This is a genomic window from Streptomyces sp. NPDC058880 (assembly GCF_042742535.1).
Taxonomy (GTDB): Bacteria; Actinomycetota; Actinomycetes; order Streptomycetales; family Streptomycetaceae; genus Streptomyces.
Genome location: NZ_JBHYMC010000003.1, coordinates 37,077 through 52,085, shown reverse-complemented (window position 1 = coordinate 52,085; position 15,009 = coordinate 37,077). Strand labels below are relative to the sequence as shown.

The 15,009-nt window shown below is 73.5% G+C and carries 14 protein-coding genes and 1 pseudogene; 4 read left to right on the top strand and 11 right to left on the bottom strand.

Going from position 1 to position 15,009, the window contains the following annotated elements:
* Positions 1 to 167: 167 nt before the first annotated feature.
* Genes ACFW2G_RS03070 through ACFW2G_RS03060 form a run of 3 tightly spaced genes read right to left on the bottom strand, consistent with a single transcriptional unit; the run spans position 168 to position 2,605 of the window.
* Positions 168 to 1,043: an aminoglycoside phosphotransferase family protein gene (locus ACFW2G_RS03070; protein WP_037915386.1), complete on the bottom strand. Its 876-nt coding sequence runs from the start codon at positions 1,041 to 1,043 to the stop codon at positions 168 to 170.
* 36 nt (positions 1,044 to 1,079) lie between these two features.
* On the bottom strand, positions 1,080 to 1,994 hold the full coding sequence (locus tag ACFW2G_RS03065; protein WP_037915389.1) for an SDR family oxidoreductase: 915 nt from the start codon (positions 1,992 to 1,994) through the stop codon (positions 1,080 to 1,082).
* Positions 1,991 to 2,605: a TetR/AcrR family transcriptional regulator gene (locus ACFW2G_RS03060; protein ID WP_236647427.1), complete on the bottom strand. Its 615-nt coding sequence runs from the start codon at positions 2,603 to 2,605 to the stop codon at positions 1,991 to 1,993. The genes ACFW2G_RS03065 and ACFW2G_RS03060 overlap by 4 nt, the downstream gene beginning before the upstream one ends.
* Positions 2,606 to 2,733: 128 nt before the next feature.
* On the opposite strand from ACFW2G_RS03060, the gene ACFW2G_RS03055 reads away from it, so the two are divergent.
* From ACFW2G_RS03055 to ACFW2G_RS03045, 3 genes and pseudogenes are all read left to right on the top strand, one after another.
* Positions 2,734 to 5,034: an FUSC family protein gene (locus tag ACFW2G_RS03055; protein ID WP_384580341.1), complete on the top strand. Its 2,301-nt coding sequence runs from the start codon at positions 2,734 to 2,736 to the stop codon at positions 5,032 to 5,034.
* Positions 5,035 to 5,040: 6 nt separating this feature from the next.
* Positions 5,041 to 6,278: pseudogene (gene mgt / locus ACFW2G_RS03050) on the top strand (macrolide-inactivating glycosyltransferase).
* Between the two features lie 20 nt (positions 6,279 to 6,298).
* A complete protein-coding gene (locus ACFW2G_RS03045) occupies positions 6,299 to 6,862 on the top strand; it encodes a DUF1697 domain-containing protein (RefSeq protein WP_384451272.1) in 564 nt (187 codons plus the stop codon).
* A gap of 15 nt (positions 6,863 to 6,877) precedes the next feature.
* Here ACFW2G_RS03045 and ACFW2G_RS03040 read toward each other — a convergent pair whose 3' ends face one another.
* Positions 6,878 to 7,264, bottom strand: coding sequence for a DUF4440 domain-containing protein (locus ACFW2G_RS03040; protein ID WP_384451269.1), 387 nt, complete (start codon positions 7,262 to 7,264; stop codon positions 6,878 to 6,880).
* An 81-nt stretch (positions 7,265 to 7,345) separates the two neighbouring features.
* Here ACFW2G_RS03040 and ACFW2G_RS03035 point away from each other — a divergent pair, with 81 nt between their 5' ends.
* Positions 7,346 to 8,347, top strand: a complete 1,002-nt coding sequence (locus ACFW2G_RS03035; protein WP_037915403.1) for a ketopantoate reductase family protein — start codon at positions 7,346 to 7,348, stop codon at positions 8,345 to 8,347.
* 20 nt (positions 8,348 to 8,367) lie between these two features.
* Here ACFW2G_RS03035 and ACFW2G_RS03030 read toward each other — a convergent pair whose 3' ends face one another.
* From ACFW2G_RS03030 to cysC, 7 genes are all read right to left on the bottom strand, one after another.
* Entirely contained in the window at positions 8,368 to 9,123 is a 756-nt protein-coding gene (locus tag ACFW2G_RS03030) for a sirohydrochlorin chelatase (protein ID WP_037915408.1), read from the bottom strand.
* 5 nt (positions 9,124 to 9,128) lie between these two features.
* Positions 9,129 to 10,013: an ABC transporter permease gene (locus tag ACFW2G_RS03025; protein WP_037915410.1), complete on the bottom strand. Its 885-nt coding sequence runs from the start codon at positions 10,011 to 10,013 to the stop codon at positions 9,129 to 9,131.
* Positions 10,000 to 10,794: an ABC transporter ATP-binding protein gene (locus ACFW2G_RS03020; protein ID WP_384451264.1), complete on the bottom strand. Its 795-nt coding sequence runs from the start codon at positions 10,792 to 10,794 to the stop codon at positions 10,000 to 10,002. The genes ACFW2G_RS03025 and ACFW2G_RS03020 overlap by 14 nt, the downstream gene beginning before the upstream one ends.
* A 33-nt stretch (positions 10,795 to 10,827) precedes the next feature.
* Complete coding sequence (locus tag ACFW2G_RS03015) at positions 10,828 to 11,946, bottom strand: aliphatic sulfonate ABC transporter substrate-binding protein (RefSeq protein ID WP_384451261.1); 1,119 nt, start codon at positions 11,944 to 11,946, stop codon at positions 10,828 to 10,830.
* Positions 11,947 to 12,141: 195 nt separating this feature from the next.
* Entirely contained in the window at positions 12,142 to 13,494 is a 1,353-nt protein-coding gene (locus tag ACFW2G_RS03010) for a sulfate adenylyltransferase subunit 1 (RefSeq protein ID WP_384451258.1), read from the bottom strand.
* Positions 13,495 to 13,496: 2 nt separating this feature from the next.
* Positions 13,497 to 14,435, bottom strand: coding sequence for a sulfate adenylyltransferase subunit CysD (cysD, locus tag ACFW2G_RS03005; protein WP_384451255.1), 939 nt, complete (start codon positions 14,433 to 14,435; stop codon positions 13,497 to 13,499).
* The gene (cysC, locus tag ACFW2G_RS03000) at positions 14,432 to 14,977 is read right to left on the bottom strand and encodes an adenylyl-sulfate kinase (RefSeq protein WP_037915427.1); all 546 of its coding nucleotides are present in this window, start codon (positions 14,975 to 14,977) and stop codon (positions 14,432 to 14,434) included. Before cysC ends, cysD begins: the two co-directional genes overlap by 4 nt.
* Positions 14,978 to 15,009 lie beyond the last annotated feature (32 nt).

Here is a 15,009-nt window from a genome sequence, read left to right as displayed (position 1 = left end):
GGGAGGATGGTGCTGTGACCGGAAGGGTTCACCGCCTCACGGCCCCCGGCACGGCACCTCGCTGCGTCGTCGGACCGTGCGAGGACGCCGGGTACGAGCTGCGGCCCTCCACCGTGCGATGCACCGCACCGCACGCCGCGAGCCGGCACGCCCATCCGGCCACAGCGCTAGAAGGCATGCCACCGCGTCCGCAGGTCGCCGTCCCTGAGCGAGGCCACGCGGCGGCGGAACTCGGCCAGGGCGCCCGGGCGGGCGGGTGCGTGCTGGGCGACCCAGGCGCAGCCGGCGGTCTCGCGGGCGCCGCGCAGGACCGCGCAGCCCTCCCAGTCGCGGACGTCCCATCCGTACACCGCCGCGAAGGCGTCGTACTCCCCGGCGGGCATCCCGTACCGGTCGTGGGACAGGGCCATCACCACCAGGTCGTGCTCGCGCAGGTCCACCGACACGGTCTCCAGGTCGACGAGGGCCGGGCCGTCCGGGCCGACGTGGACATTGCGCGGCAGGGCGTCGCCGTGGACCGGACCGGGGGGCAGGTGCGGGGACAGGCCCGCCAACGCGTCCGCGCAGGCGTCGCGGCGGGCGCGCAGGTACGCCGCGTCGGCCGGGTCGATCGCGTCCCCCGCCAGCCGCAGCCAGCGCTCCACACCCCCCAGCAGGTCCCGCGCCGGCAGGGCGAACGGCGGCTCGGGGAGCGCGTGGACGGCCCGCAGCAGCACCGCCAGGTCCTCGGGCCCCGCGGGCCGCACCGGGTCCGGGAGCCGGTGCCACAGGGTCAGCGGATGGCCGCCCACCAGCCGCGGCTTCGGCTCGGCGGCGCGGACCGCCGGGATGCCGGCGGCGGCGAACCAGTCCGCCACCATCAGTTCGCGCTCGGCCCGCTCCAGCAGCGAGGCCTCCCGGCCCACCTTGACCACGAGGGCGCCGACGGCGAACACGGCGTTCTCGCCGAGCGCGAGCAGGACGGGCTCCGCGGCCCCGCCCCGGCCGACGTCCCCGGTGAGGCCCGCCGTCGTCAGTACGTCCCTGGCCCGTGCTTCGTCCATGCCGCCGTTCTACCACCGCGTTGCGCCACCGCCCGGTCAGAGGGGGTCGCCCAGCGGGCCGTGCTCCGCCTCCAGGCTCTTCGCCCAGTGGGCGGCGAAGTCGGGCCGGGTGCCGTCGGCGTCGGTGAACCCGTACTCCCGGTACAGGCCCCACGTGGCCAGGGCCCGGCCCGACTTGGCCATGATCCGGGGGTCGGCGGCCAGCGCCGCGACCGCCCGGCCCAGGTACGCGGGGGACTCGGAGTGGGCGAAGTCCGGGTCCTGTGCCACGCCGTCGCGCCAGGTGGCCTCGGTGACGCCGAAATGGTCGAGCACGGCCTCCGAACGCAGGAAGCCCGGGGTGATCGCCACGGCGGCGACGCCGTGCGGCCTGAGCTCGGCGGCCTGCGCGAACGCCAGGCGGATCACCGCGGACTTGGCCAGGTCGTAGAAGAGCGAACCGCGGTAGCGGGCGGTGTTGCCGTCGGTCACCTCGACCACCAGGCCGCTCCCGCGCGCGACCATCAGCGGCAGCGCGAACCGGCTCGTGATCAGGTGGGTCTCCACCGCCTGGCGCAGCAGCCGCAGGCCGGTCTCCAGGTCCTGTTCCCACAGCGGGTGCTCCCAGTCGGTCAGCGGGTCTCCGCCCCACACCGAGTCGACCAGGACATCGAGCCGCCCCGCCTGTTCGGCGGCGATCCGCTCGACGAGGGCCCGGACCTCCTCCGGGCGGCTGTGGTCAGTGCGGACGGCGATGCCCAGGCCCCCCGCCGCCGTGATCCGCGCCGCCGTGTCCTCGATCGTCTCCGGACGGTCCAGGTCCGACCGCCCAGCACCGCTGCTGCTGCGCCCAGTGACGTATACGGTCGCGCCGGCGCGGCCGAGCTCCACGGCGATGCCCCGGCCGCCGCCGCGGGTGCCGCCCGCGACCAGGGCCACCTTGCCGGCCAGCGGGCGTGCGTCGGTCGTCATGATTCCTCCGGTTCGTCGGGGTGGACCGGCGCCAGACGGGGGCGCAGTACGGTGTCGAGTTCCCGCCGCAGCCGCTGCGCGAGGGTGCCCCGGCGTTCCACGGCCCAGGCCAGGCCCGCGCCGGCGGTGATCGCCTGCACGGTGCCGGCCAGGCCCGCGACGTCCGTGTCGGCACGGAGCTCGCCCGCGGCGACGGCCTCGGCCAGCAACTCCTCGATCGCCCGCCGCTGGGCGCGGTGCACGGCCAGGGCGCGTTCGTACAGCTGCGGATCGGTCAGGTCCGTGCACAGGAAGGCCAAGTGGTGGGCGAAGCTCTCCGGCGTGTCCATCCCGGCCAGGTTTTGCGACACCAGAGCCGCCAGGGCCCCGAGCGCGGACGGGTGGGCCGCGCGGGCCCGCGAGGCCAGCTCGCCCGCCTCCTCGGCGGACCGGTCGGCGAGCGCCAGCAGGAGCCCGCGCTTGGAGCCGAAGCGCTGTACGAGGGTGCCGGGCACCAGACCGACCTCGCCGGCCACGGCCGCCAGGGTGAGGCCCACGGGCCCGACCCGGCCCATGACCCGAGCCGCGGCCTGCAGGATCACCGCGTCCTCGACTCCGCGTGGGCGTGCCACGACCGGCCACCTCCTTATTAATGAATGCATGTTCATTCATTCAATCGCTTCGTGGGCCGACCTGGCAAACCCGCTGTGGCTGTGGTCGGCGGGTGGTGGCCCGCGCTGACTCGCCCGATGCTGGAGTGGTGGTTGCCGAAGAACACGTGAGCGCGGGCCGCGGCCCCAGCAGGGTGGCGCGGCACGCGATCCGCACCACCCTCAGCGCCTGCACCGCGTTCTACGCGTGCCTGTACGGGCTGGACCGGCCCGTGGCGGCGACGTACGCACTCTTCGCGGTGGTATCGATGGCGGCCCTGTCCCGCATCCCCGGCACCGGTGAACAGCGGGCCGCCGTCGTGGTCAGGACGCTGCCGGTGGCGTGCCTGCTGCTGACCGCCGGCACCTTCCTCGCCGTGCGGACCTGGACCGCCGTGGCAGGCATGCTGGTCTTCGGTTTCGCCATCGCCTTCGTGGCCGCGGCCGGCCCCCGGGCCGCCGGTGCCGCCCCCGGGTTGCAACTGCTCTACATCCTGCCGTGCTTCCCGCCCTACGCGCCCGGCACCCTCGGCGAACGGCTGGGGGGTGCGATCTTCGGCCTGGTCCTGCTCGTCCTCGCCGAGAAGTTCGTCCTACCGGAACCGCGCGGCACCACCTACCGCGAGCTCGTCGCCGGGGCGGGCGACACCGCCGCCCGCTTCGCCGCCGAGCTGGGCCGCCCGCCGTACACGCTGCCGGCGGCCGAGGTGGAGGCCGCCCGGAAGGCCGGTGAGTCCCTGCGCCCCCTCCATGTGGAGGAGGCCGAGCGCCCCGCCGGGCCCGGCCTGCGCGACCGGGCCCTCGCTCACACCGGCCTGGGGGTGCGGACCCTGCTCGGGCGGCTGGCCGGCCTGCCTCCACCGCCCCCGGGCCTGGCGCCGGCGAAGACCGGACTGGAGCTGCTGGAGGCGGTCGGTCGGTCGGCCGCCGAGACCAGTGCCCTGCTGGCCGGGACGGGCCGGGCGACCGACGGGGCCGCCGCCCTGCGGCGACTGCGGGAAGAGGTGAGGGAGGCGGCCGAGCGGGAGCCGCAGCCGGTCACCGAGGTGCGCGGCCGCCGCCGCGCGGCGCTGCTGGAGGTGGCGGACGCAGCCGTGGCCTTCGCCACCGCGGCCGAGCTGGCGGTCCGGGGCAGGCGCGCCCCGATGCCGACCGGGACGGACTCCGGCCGGTTCTGGTACGCGGGCCGGCGCGCGCCCGGCCTGTGGTGGCACCGGCTGGCGGCCCACGCAGGGCCGCGCTCCGTGCACTTCCAGAACGCCGTCCGGATCAGCCTCGCGCTCGCGGCCGCCCGTGCGGTCGCCGGCGTCGAATCGCTGCCCCACGGCTTCTGGGCGATGCTGGCCGTCCTCAGCCTGACCCGGACCACGGTCACCCAGACGAGGGCGACCGTCCGCCAAGCGCTCGCCGGAACCCTGCTCGGCGCGCTCCTCGCCGCCGGGGTCCTGGTCCTGGTCGGCGGCCACACCACCGTCTACGCCGTCGTCCTGCCGCTGGTGATGCTCGTCGCCTTCCTGGTCGGGCCGGTCCGGGGCGTGGGCTGGGCCCAGGGCATGTTCACCCTCGTGGTGTCCTTCGTCTTCGCGCAGCTGGCGCCCGTGACCTGGCGGCTGGCCGAGATCCGGCTCATGGACGTGGTCGTCGGGAGCATGATCGGCATCGTCTTCGGGCTGCTCGCCTGGCCGCGGGGAGCGCAGGCGGAGCTGCACCGCGCGGTCGCGCTGCTGCTGGCGAGGGAGGCCGAGACGGTCGAGGCGACCGCAGCCGCCGTGGCCGCCGGGAGACGGGACACCGCGCCCGACGACCGGGCGCTGAGGCTCGCGCTCTCGCTGGCGGAGTGCGCGTACGCGCAGCGCCAGAGCGAGCCGCGGGCCCCGGTGGCCGGGGCTCCGGACTGGCAGGCCGCCATGATCACCGGCCACCACGTGCTCTGGGGATCCCGGAGGCTGCTCGCCCGGGCCGGCCCGGACCTCGGGCCGGGCAACGGGGAGCGGCTCGGTGATCGGGCGGACGGGGTGGCGGCCCGGATGCGGGGTGCGGCGCGGTGGGCGGCCGCGGTGCCGCCGGAGACCGCGGCGCGCGCTGGCGGGGCCGCCGGCCGGGCGGCCGTGACGGAGGGAGTAGAGGGAGCAGCGGGACCGGAGGGAGCAGACGGTACGGGCGGTGCGGGCGGAACCAGTGGTACGGGCGGTGTGGGCGGAACCAGTGGTGCGGGCGGTGCGAGTGGTGCGGGCGGTGCGGCGCGGCGCCCGGAGGGCGTCGCCCCGGCGGAGTTCTTCGCCGCCCAGACCTGGCTCGACTCGCTCACCCTCGACGTCGAGCGCGTGCTGGCGCCCTGCCGCGCCGTCGATCCCGCCGACCCGGCCGGCCGTGACCCGTCCGCCTCCCCGGGGCCGTCCAGGACGACCTGAAAATGATTGCACGAGACGTCTCGTCTCGTTAGGGTCGGGCCATGACCTCCGCCAAGCCCGCCCACATCGCCATGTTCTCCATCGCCGCGCCCGGGCACGTGAACCCCAGCATCGAGGTGATCCGGGAGCTCGTCGCCCGCGGCCACCGGGTCAGCTACGCCATCCCCGCCTCCTTCGCCGAGCAGGTCGCCGGGACCGGTGCCACACCCGTGGTCTACACCTCCACCCTCCCCACCGAAGACGAACCGGAGGCCTGGGGCACCGAACTCATCGACCACCTGGAGACCTTCCTGAACGACGCGGTCCAGGCCCTCCCGCAGCTCGCCGCCGCCTTCGAGGGCGACGAACCAGACCTCGTCCTCCACGACATCACCGCCTACCCGGCGCCGGTGCTCGCCCACCGCTGGGGCGTCCCCGCCGTTTCGCTCTCCCCGAACCTCGTCGCCTGGGAGGGGTACGAACAGGAGGTGGCCGAGCCGATGTTCGCCGAGCTGAAGGCCTCCGAACGCGGGCAGGCCTACTACGCCGCGTTCGCGGCGTGGCTCACCGAGAACGGCCTCGGCAGCCAGGTCGACCGCTTCCAGGGCCGCCCCCGCCGCAGCCTCGTCCTCATCCCCAAGGCCCTCCAACCCCACGCCGACCGCGTCGACGAGTCCGTCCACACCTTCGTCGGAGCCTGCCAGGGCGACCGCAGCGCCGCCCAGGGCACCTGGACCAGGCCCGAGGCCGCCCGCGGCAGGAAGGTCGTCCTGGTCTCGCTCGGCTCGGCCTTCACCAAGCAGCCCGCCTTCTACCGCGCCTGCATCGACGCCTTCGCCGACCTGCCCGACTGGTACGTCGTCCTGCAGATCGGCAGGCACACCGACCAGGCGGACCTCGGTGAGATCCCCGCCAACGTGGAGGTCCACCGCTGGGTGCCCCAGCTGGACATCCTGCGCCAGGCCGACGCCTTCATCACCCACGCGGGCGCCGGCGGCAGCCAGGAGGGGCTGGCCACCGCCACCCCGATGGTCGCCGTCCCCCAGGCCGTCGACCAGTTCGGCAACGCCGACGTGTTGGCCTCCCTGGGCGTGGCCCGGCACGTCCCGATGGCCGACGCGGATGCGGCCACCCTCCGCGAGGCGGTCCTCGCTCTCGTCGCCGATCCCGCCGTCGCCGCCCGCGCCGAGGAGATCCGTGCCGGGATGGCCGCCGAGGGCGGCACACGCCGGGCCGCCGACCTCATCGAGGCGGAACTGTCGTAGGCGCACCCTAGGGTGCCCCCATGACGAAGACCACGGTGACGACGAAGTACGCGGCGCTGCTGCGCGGGATCAATGTCGGCGGCAGCAAGAAGGTCCCGATGGCGGAGCTGCGCTCCGTGATCGAAGGACTGGGGCACGGTGACGTGCAGACGTACCTGCAGAGCGGCAACGCCGTCTTCAGCAGTGCGCAGACCGATCCGGTGGCGCTCGCCCGGGAACTGGAGGCGGCCATCGAGGCCCACTTCGGCTTCCGGGTCGCGTGCCTGGTGCTCGACGGCGCGTACCTGCGCGCGGTCGAGCAGGCGTGCCCCTTCCCGGCGGCGGAGCTGGAGGGCAGGCAGCTCCACGCCACCTTCCTCTCCGAGCAGCCCGGCGCGGAGCGCTTCGCCGCGCTCGACGCGGCCGCGTTCCTCCCCGAGGAGTACCGGCTCGGCGACCGCGTCCTCTACCTCTACGCCCCTGACGGCCTGGGCCGCTCCAAGCTGGCGGAGGCCCTCGCCAGGCCAGCCGTCGTCAAGGGCATCGACGTGACCACCCGCAACTGGAACACCGTCGCCAAGCTCGTGGAGATGACCGGCGCCTGACCACGTGCCGGGTCCTCACCCGCCCGGCACCGGGGTGGCCTGGTGGTAGTACATCCGCCAGCCGGTCCCGTCCTCGGACAACCGCCAGAGCGAACTCCTGCGCGCCCGCCGCCCGCCGATCACGGTCTCGTAGGTGAGGTGCACCAACCCCGGTGCCAGTTCGACACCCGCCAGGCCGGCCGGCTCGTACCGCGGCCCGCCGGCGCAGCCGCCCTCCAGGTCCGGCAGCGCCGCGAGCATCGCTTCCCTGTCCCACCTGCGGCCCGAGGCGCCCACCTCGACGAACTCCGGATCGAGGAGCGGATCCGTCAACGTCCTCGACGTCCGCACGCCGGGGCTCATCAACAGGATCTCGCCCGCGATCGCCATGGCCACACTGCCGCCCTCTTCATCAGCACTCATGGGGATCATCCTGGCCCCCGGCCGCCGCGCCCCGGGCCCCCGGGGGCGACGCCCGGGGCGGGGTGTGCCAGGCTCATCGGCATGCGGTACATCATCATCGGCGCGGGCGCCGTCGGCGCCACCATCGGCGGACGGCTCGCGGAGGCGGGCGGCGAGGTCGTCCTCGCCGCGCGCGGCGCACACGCGGAGGCCCTGCGCGTCGGGGGGCTGCGCCTGACGACGGCGGACGGCAGCCGGGTGCACCGGCTGCCGGTGGTCACCGGACCGGACGAGATGGGCGAACTGCGCCCGGACGACGTGCTGTTGCTGGCGGTCAAGACCCAGGACGCGGTCGCGGCGCTCGACGCGTGGGGCGACGCCGAGGTCGCGGGCGGCGGCACGGCCGCACAGCGGCTCCCGGTGCTCTGCGCGCAGAACGGCGTGGAGAGCGAGCGGCTGGCGCTGCGGCGCTTCGCGCGCGTGTACGGGGTGTGCGTCTGGCTGCCCGCCACCTTCCTGGAGCCGGGAGTGGTCTCGGCGCTGTGCACCCCGCTGACCGGCATCCTGCACCTGGGCCGGGCCGCGGGCGGCACCGACGCGCTCGCCCGGGCGGTCGCGGCCGACCTCGACCGGGCAGGCTTCGAGGCGCCGCCCGTCGAGGACGTCATGCGCTGGAAGTACGCGAAGCTGCTGGGGAACCTGGGCAACGCGATCCAGGCGACGACCGGCCCGGAGCCCGACCCGGCGAAGGCGGCGCTGCTGCTGCGGGCCGTCCGCGAGGGGAAGGCCGCCTTCGGTGCCGCCGGCATCGCCTACGCCTCGGACGCGGAGCAGTCGCAGGCCCGCGACGGGAAGGTGGACCAGCCGCCGGGCGTGCGGGGCGGGTCCTCCTGGCAGAGCCTGGCGCGCGGCACGGGCTCGGTCGAGGCGGACTACCTCAACGGGGAGATCTCGCTGCTGGGCCGTCTGCACGGGGTGCCCACCCCGGTCAACGACGTCCTGCGGCACGCGGCGAACATCTTCGCCCGCGAGGGCCTGCCGCCGGGCGCGATGTCCGTCGCGGACCTGACGGCCCTGGCCGACGAGGCCGCCGCCCGGGCGTAGCGGGCGGGGCCCTCAGGCCCTCAGGCCGTCAGCGCCGGTCGCCGCGCGGGCGCCGCGGCAGCCGCGTCGTAGCGGCGCAGCAGCAGTCGCGCCAGTTCCGGGGCGGCGCCCAGGACGTCGGCCACCACGTCGGCGCCTGCGGCCTCGGCGCCGGCCGCGATGCGGTCGGGGAGCCGGCCGGGGGCGATGACGTACGGCGCCACCGCGACCCGGGCGAAGCCCTCGGCGCGCAGGGCCCGTACGGCGTCCTCCGTACGGGGCAGAGCGGCGGAGGCGAACGCAGGCCGCACGGCGCACCAACCGGTGTGCCGCCACTCCCGCGCGATTTCAGCGATCACTGCGATCGCCTCCGGGTCCGTGGAGCCGGCGGACGCGAGCACCACCGCGGTGGTGGCCCGGTCCGCCGGGGAGAGGCCGGCTTCGGACAGCCGGCGTTCGAGAGCCTCGACGAGCAGCGGCGACGGGCCGAGGACGTCCGCCACCGAGACCGACAGGCCCGGCAGACGCGTCAGCGCGTCCGACAGCGCCGCCGGGATGTCGGCCTTCGCGTGGAAGGCCCGGGTCAGTAGCAGTGGCAGGGCCACCACGTCGCGGGCGCCTTCGGCGTGCAGCGCCGACAGCACCTGATCGACCCGCGGGGCGTTGAAGTCCAGGAAGGCCGTCTCCACCCGCAGTCCGGGGCGCAGCGCCCGCACCCGCCGGGTGAGGGCGTGCACGGTCGCGGCGTGCCGTGGGTCGCGGCTGCCGTGGGCGATGACCAGCAGTACGGACGCCACGCGGATCAGCTCCTCACCAGCAGGCCGCGGCTGCGCAGGACGTACCGCTCCAGGGGGCTGAAGATCAGCAGGTCGATGGCGATGCCGACGACGAGGATCAGGATGATCGCGAGGAACACCCCGGGCAGGTCGATGTTGTTGCGGCCGTTCTCCAGCAGCTGGCCCAGGCCCAGGCCGAGGTCGGGGGAGGAGGCGATGATCTCGGCGGCCATCAGCGAGCGCCAGGAGAACGCCCAGCCCTGCTTGAGGCCGGCCACGTAGCCCGGCAGCGCGGCCGGCATGACCACGTGCCAGGCGCCGCGCAGGCCCGTGGCACCGAGCGTGCGGCCGGCTCGCAGGAACAGCGGCGGGACCTGGTCGATACCGGAGACGAGGCCGTTGGCGATGGACGGGACGGCGCCCAGCAGGATGACCGTGAACATCATGGCGTCGTTGAGGCCGAACCAGAGCACGGCAGGCGGTACCCACGCCACGGACGGCAGGGACTGCAGGCCCTGGAGGATCGGGCCGATCGCGGCGCGCACGAACTTCACCCGGGCGACGATCAGGCCGAGTGGAGTGCCGATGGCCAGGGCCAGCAGGAAGCCGAGCAGACCACGAGACACGGAGGTCCAGATGACCTCCAGCAGGGTCCCCTTCAGCCACATGTCGGACAGGCTGTCCCACACCGCGGAGGGGGCGGGGAGCTTTGTCTCGTCGGTGAGCTTCAGGGAGACCAGGACCTGCCAGAGCACCAGGACCAGGCCGACCGCCAGGAACGGCGGCAGGGCCTTCCTGACGAGGACCTCGCGGACCGGCGTTCGGTGGGTCTGGACCGCGTCCAGGGCGTCGAGCCCGGCCTCCAGGCCCGCGAGGTCGTCCGTCTTCGCCTTCGTATCAGTGCTGGCCATGGCGGCGGATCTCCCCACGCAGGTGTTCAGTGATCTCGAGGGACAGTTCCGCGACGTCCGCGTCCTCGATGCGGCGCGGCTGCGGGATGTCCACGGTCCATTCCTTCGCGACCCGTCCCGGGCGGGAGGAGAGCAGGACCACGCGCTGGGCGAGACGGACGGCTTCGCGCACGTTGTGGGTGACGAACAGGACGGACAGCCCCGTCTCCTGCCAGATGCGGGTGAGTTCGCCGTGAAGGACGTCGCGGGTGATGGCGTCGAGGGCCGCGAACGGTTCGTCCATCAGGAGCAGGCGGCTGTCCTGGGCGAGCGCTCGGGCCAGGGCGACGCGCTGGCGCATGCCGCCGGAGAGCTCGTGCACGCGCTTGCCGTGGGCGCCGCCGAGGCGGACCAGCTCCAGCAGGCGTTCGGCCTCGGCCGTGCGGTCGGCCCGGGCGACCCCGCGCAGGCGCAGGGCGAGTTCGATGTTCTTGCCCGCGGTCAGCCACGGGAAGAGGGCGTGCTCCTGGAACATGAGCGCGGGGCGGCCGCCGGGGGTCTCGATGGCTCCCGTGGACGGCTTGTCGAGGCCGGCCACCAGGTTGAGCAGGGTGGACTTTCCGCAGCCGGACGCCCCCAGGAGGGTGACGAACTCTCCGGGAGCGACATCGAGGCTGATGTCGTCCAGGACGAGCTGCGCTCCGGCCGGGCCGGAGAAGGACTTCGAGACGTGCTCGATACGGGCGGCGTGCGCCGCCGCGTGGGCGGTGCCCTCGGCAGCCTTGGCGAGTGTCGTGGCCATGGTCGTCACCTCCTGGGTTGGCTGGACTGCGGGTTACTCGGCACCGAGGCCGGCGTCGGGGACCTCGGGCTTGCCGGCGGCCTTGAGCACCTTGTTCAGGAGCGTCAGGTCGTAGATGCCGGTCAGGTCGGGCTGCTCGATGAGGCCGGCCTTGACCGCCCACTCCGACTGGGTCCTCAGCGTCGAGGCGAGCGGATCGTCGGTGATCTCGATGCTCGGCCAGGCCGGATCGATGACCTTCGGGTCGAGCCCCCTGCCGCTGTCCGCCGCCAGCTTGGCGTTGGCGGATGCCTTCGCCTTCTCCGGGTTGGCGTTGATCCACTCGTTGGTCTTCACCGTGCCGGCGAGCGCGGCCTCGACCACGTCGGGGTGCTCCCTGAGGAACTTCTGCGACACGATGACGTTCGTGATCACGAACGTCTTCTCGGGCCACAGGTCGGTCTCGTCGAGGAGGACGGAGCCGCCGTCGGAGACCAGCTTGGAGGCCGTCGGCTCGGGCACCCAGGCGCCGTCGACGGAGCCCTGCCGGAAGGCGTCCGGGGCCACCTTGTTGTCCGTGCGGACGACCGAGACATCCCCCTTGCCGGACTCCGGGTCGACCGTCCAGCCCCTCTCGGAGATCCAGTTGAGGAACGCGACGTCCTGCGTGTTCCCCTTCTGCGGGGTGGCGATCTTCTTGCCCCTGAGGTCGTCCAGGGTCTTGACCTTGTCCGGGTTCACGACCAGCTTCACGCCACCCGACGCCGACCCGGAGATGATCCGCAGGTTCCGGCCCTTCGACTTCACGTAGGCGTTGATCGACGGCGAGGGACCGATGAAACCGATGTCGAGGGAACCGCCGTTGAGCGCCTCGATCTCGGACGGGCCGGCGTTGAAGACCTGCGGCTTGATCCTGGTGGCGCCGAGCTCCTGCTGGATCAGCCCTTCCTGGAGGCCGACCAGCGCGGTGGCGTGGGTGAGGTTCGGGAAGTACCCGATGCGCACCTCGGAAGCCGACAGCTTCCTGCCGTTGGAGGCGGCGGCGTTCGCCGTGTCGTCGCCCGTGTCCTCCGCCTGGGAGCCGTAGCCGCAGGAGGCGAGCGCGCCGATCAGGAACGGCAGGGCGGCGGCCGCGGCGAGGCCGCGGCGCAGGGTGGTACGGATGGCAGGCACGGGAGGACTTCCTCTCGGCGCGCCGTGGGTTACGGCGCGGGTCTTCGTCGGTGGAACAGCGGCGGGTACGGCTCGTGGACGACGGGAGCGCTCACCGCGCACATCGCGCCACCCCTCCCTGGCCGCTGCCGAGGGCGCCGCTGCCGATGCGGCCGCCCTCTTTCGCGAAGGTCGAGTAAGGACCGGCGGACACGGCTAGAAGTCCCAACCGTCGTCGTCCCGGACCGCGTCGGCGGCCTCGGCCTGGGAGGCGAAGGACTCGCCCGCCATGCCCGCCGCCAGGGTGGTCCCGTCGGCCGGGTCGATCAGCAGGAAGGACCCGGTGCGGCGGGAGTCGGCGTACGCGTCGAGCGCCAGGGGCTCGGCGGTGCGGACGACGACCCGCCCGATGTCGTTGGCCACCAGCTGTCCGGGGTCCGGGTGCTGGGACAGGTCGTCCAGGGTCAGCCGGGAGGGGATCTCCTTGACGATCGCCTTGACCGTGCGGGTCGTGTGCTTGATGAGCACCCGGGCGCCGACGGCCAGCGGCTGGTCGGCCACGTGGCAGACGGTCGCCACGACGTCCTGCGTGGTGGCCGGGGCGTTGGCGGACGGTGCGATCAGATCGCCGCGCGAGATGTCGATGTCGTCCTTCAGACGCACCGTCACCGACTGCGGCGCCCAGGCGATGTCCACCGGCTCGCCCAGCGCGTCGATGCCCTCGATGACCGAGGTGCGCCCGGACGGCAGGACCGTGACGGCCTCGCCGACACGCAGGACGCCGGAGGCGATCTGGCCCGCGTAGCCGCGGTAGTCGGGGTGCTCGGGGGTCTGCGGGCGGATCACGTACTGCACCGGGAAACGTGCCGGGCAGGCGGTGAGGTCGTGGCTGACCGGGACGGTCTCCAGGTGCTCCAGCACGGTGGGGCCGCCGTACCAGTCCATGTTGGCGGAGGGTTCCACGACGTTGTCGCCGGCGAGCGCCGAGATCGGGATCGCGGTGATCTCCGGGACGCCCAGGTCCGAGGCGTAGGCGGTGAATTCCTCGGCGATCGTGGCGAAGACCGATTCGGCGTAGCCGACGAGGTCCATCTTGTTGACGGCGAGGACGACGTGGGGGACGCGCAGGAGGGCGGCGACGGCGGCGTGTCGGCGGGTCTGCTCGATGACGCCGTTGCGGGCGTCGACGAGGACGACGGCGAGGTCGGCGGTGGAGGCGCCGGTGACCATGTTCCGGGTGTACTGCACGTGGCCGGGGGTGTCGGCGAGGATGAACCGGCGGCGGGCGGTGGCGAAGTAGCGGTAGGCGACGTCGATGGTGATGCCCTGCTCGCGTTCGGCGCGCAGGCCGTCGGTGAGGAGGGCGAGGTCGGGGGCGTCCTGGCCGCGTCGGGCGGAGACGGCCTCGACGGCTTCCATCTGGTCGGTCAGGACCGATTTGGAGTCGTGTAGGAGGCGGCCCACCAGGGTGGACTTGCCGTCGTCGACGGAGCCGGCGGTCGCGAAGCGCAGCAGGGTGGTCGCTGCGAGGTCGTCGAGTCCGGCGACCTGGTCGGTGGTGCTGGTCATGTCTAGAAGTACCCTTCGCGCTTGCGGTCTTCCATCGCGGCCTCGGACATCTTGTCGTCGGCGCGGGTCGCGCCCCGCTCGGTGAGGCGGGAGACGGCGATCTCGGCGATCACGGCGTCGAGTGTGGTGGCGTCGGAGTCGACGGCGCCGGTGCAGGACATGTCGCCGACGGTGCGGTAGCGGATGAGCCGGGTTTCGGTGGTCTCGTCTTCCTTGGGGCCGCCCCACTCGCCGGCGGTCAGCCACATGCCGTTGCGTCGGAAGACCTCGCGCTCGTGGGCGAAGTAGATCTCGGGCAGTTCGATGCCCTCGCGGGAGATGTACTGCCACACGTCCAGCTCGGTCCAGTTGGAGAGCGGGAAGACGCGGACGTGTTCGCCGGGGGCGTGCCGGCCGTTGTAGAGCTGCCAGAGTTCGGGGCGCTGGCGGCGGGGGTCCCACTGGGAGAACTCGTCGCGCAGGGAGAAGACGCGTTCTTTGGCGCGGGCCTTCTCCTCGTCGCGGCGGCCGCCGCCGAAGACGGCGTCGAACTTCAGGTTGTGGATGGCCTCGGTCAGCGGGACGGTCTGTAGCGGGTTGCGGGTGCCGTCGGGGCGTTCGCGCAGGGTGCCGGCGTCGATGTAGTCCTGGACGGACGCGACGTGCAGGCGCAGTCCGTGCTCGGTGACGGTTCGGTCGCGGTAGTCGAGCACCTCGGGGAAGTTGTGGCCGGTGTCGACGTGCAGCAGCGCGAAGGGCACCGGTGCCGGCGCGAACGCCTTCAGCGCCAGGTGCAGCATGACGATGGAGTCCTTGCCGCCGGAGAAGAGGATCACCGGCTTCTCGAACTCACCCGCCACCTCCCGGAAGATGTGCACGGCCTCGGATTCCAGGGCGTCCAGGTGCGACAGCGCGTAGGGCGCGTCCGTCTCCTCGTGGACGTGTGCGACGGTCGTCGTCATGCCAGACCCCTCTCGGTGAGCAGCGCGTGCAGGGCCGCAGCCGACTCCTGCACGGTCTGCGTGTGCGACTCGATACGGAGGTCCGGGGACTCCGGTGCCTCGTACGGGTCGTCGACCCCGGTCAGACCGGTGATCTCGCCCGCGGCCTGCTTGGCGTACAGGCCCTTCACGTCACGCTCGGAGCACACCTCGACCGGAGTGGCCACGTGCACTTCGAGGTACTCCGTCGCCGCGGCCGCGTGCCGCTTGCGGACGGCCTCGCGGCTGTCGGCGAACGGCGCGATCACCGGCACCAGTGCCTTGACGCCGTTGCTCGCGAGGAGTTCGGCGACGAAGCCGATCCGCTGCACGTTGGTGTGCCGGTCCTCGCGGCCGAAGCCCAGGCCGGCGGAGAGGAACTCGCGGATCTCGTCCCCGTCGAGCACCTCCACCCGGTGACCCTCGGCGCGCAGCCGCTCGGCCAGCGCGTAGGCGATGGTGGTCTTGCCCGCGCTCGGCAGCCCGGTCAGCCACACGGTGGCGCCCTGGTCGCTCACGCTCATCTGCTCTGTCTCCGTAGGTTCTTCACTGGTCG

What these genes read in the sequence shown, in the direction of transcription:
- ACFW2G_RS03010 (WP_384451258.1), bottom strand. Translation starts at nt 13,494, where the DNA reads ATGACCAGCACCACCGACCAGGTCGCCGGACTCGACGACCTCGCAGCG.
- ACFW2G_RS03040 (WP_384451269.1), bottom strand. Translation starts at nt 7,264, where the DNA reads ATGAGTGCTGATGAAGAGGGCGGCAGTGTGGCCATGGCGATCGCGGGC.
- cysC (WP_037915427.1), bottom strand. Translation starts at nt 14,977, where the DNA reads ATGAGCGTGAGCGACCAGGGCGCCACCGTGTGGCTGACCGGGCTGCCG.
- ACFW2G_RS03045 (WP_384451272.1), top strand. Translation starts at nt 6,299, where the DNA reads ATGACGAAGACCACGGTGACGACGAAGTACGCGGCGCTGCTGCGCGGG.
- ACFW2G_RS03035 (WP_037915403.1), top strand. Translation starts at nt 7,346, where the DNA reads ATGCGGTACATCATCATCGGCGCGGGCGCCGTCGGCGCCACCATCGGC.
- ACFW2G_RS03070 (WP_037915386.1), bottom strand. Translation starts at nt 1,043, where the DNA reads ATGGACGAAGCACGGGCCAGGGACGTACTGACGACGGCGGGCCTCACC.
- cysD (WP_384451255.1), bottom strand. Translation starts at nt 14,435, where the DNA reads ATGACGACGACCGTCGCACACGTCCACGAGGAGACGGACGCGCCCTAC.
- ACFW2G_RS03065 (WP_037915389.1), bottom strand. Translation starts at nt 1,994, where the DNA reads ATGACGACCGACGCACGCCCGCTGGCCGGCAAGGTGGCCCTGGTCGCG.
- ACFW2G_RS03025 (WP_037915410.1), bottom strand. Translation starts at nt 10,013, where the DNA reads ATGGCCAGCACTGATACGAAGGCGAAGACGGACGACCTCGCGGGCCTG.
- ACFW2G_RS03020 (WP_384451264.1), bottom strand. Translation starts at nt 10,794, where the DNA reads ATGGCCACGACACTCGCCAAGGCTGCCGAGGGCACCGCCCACGCGGCG.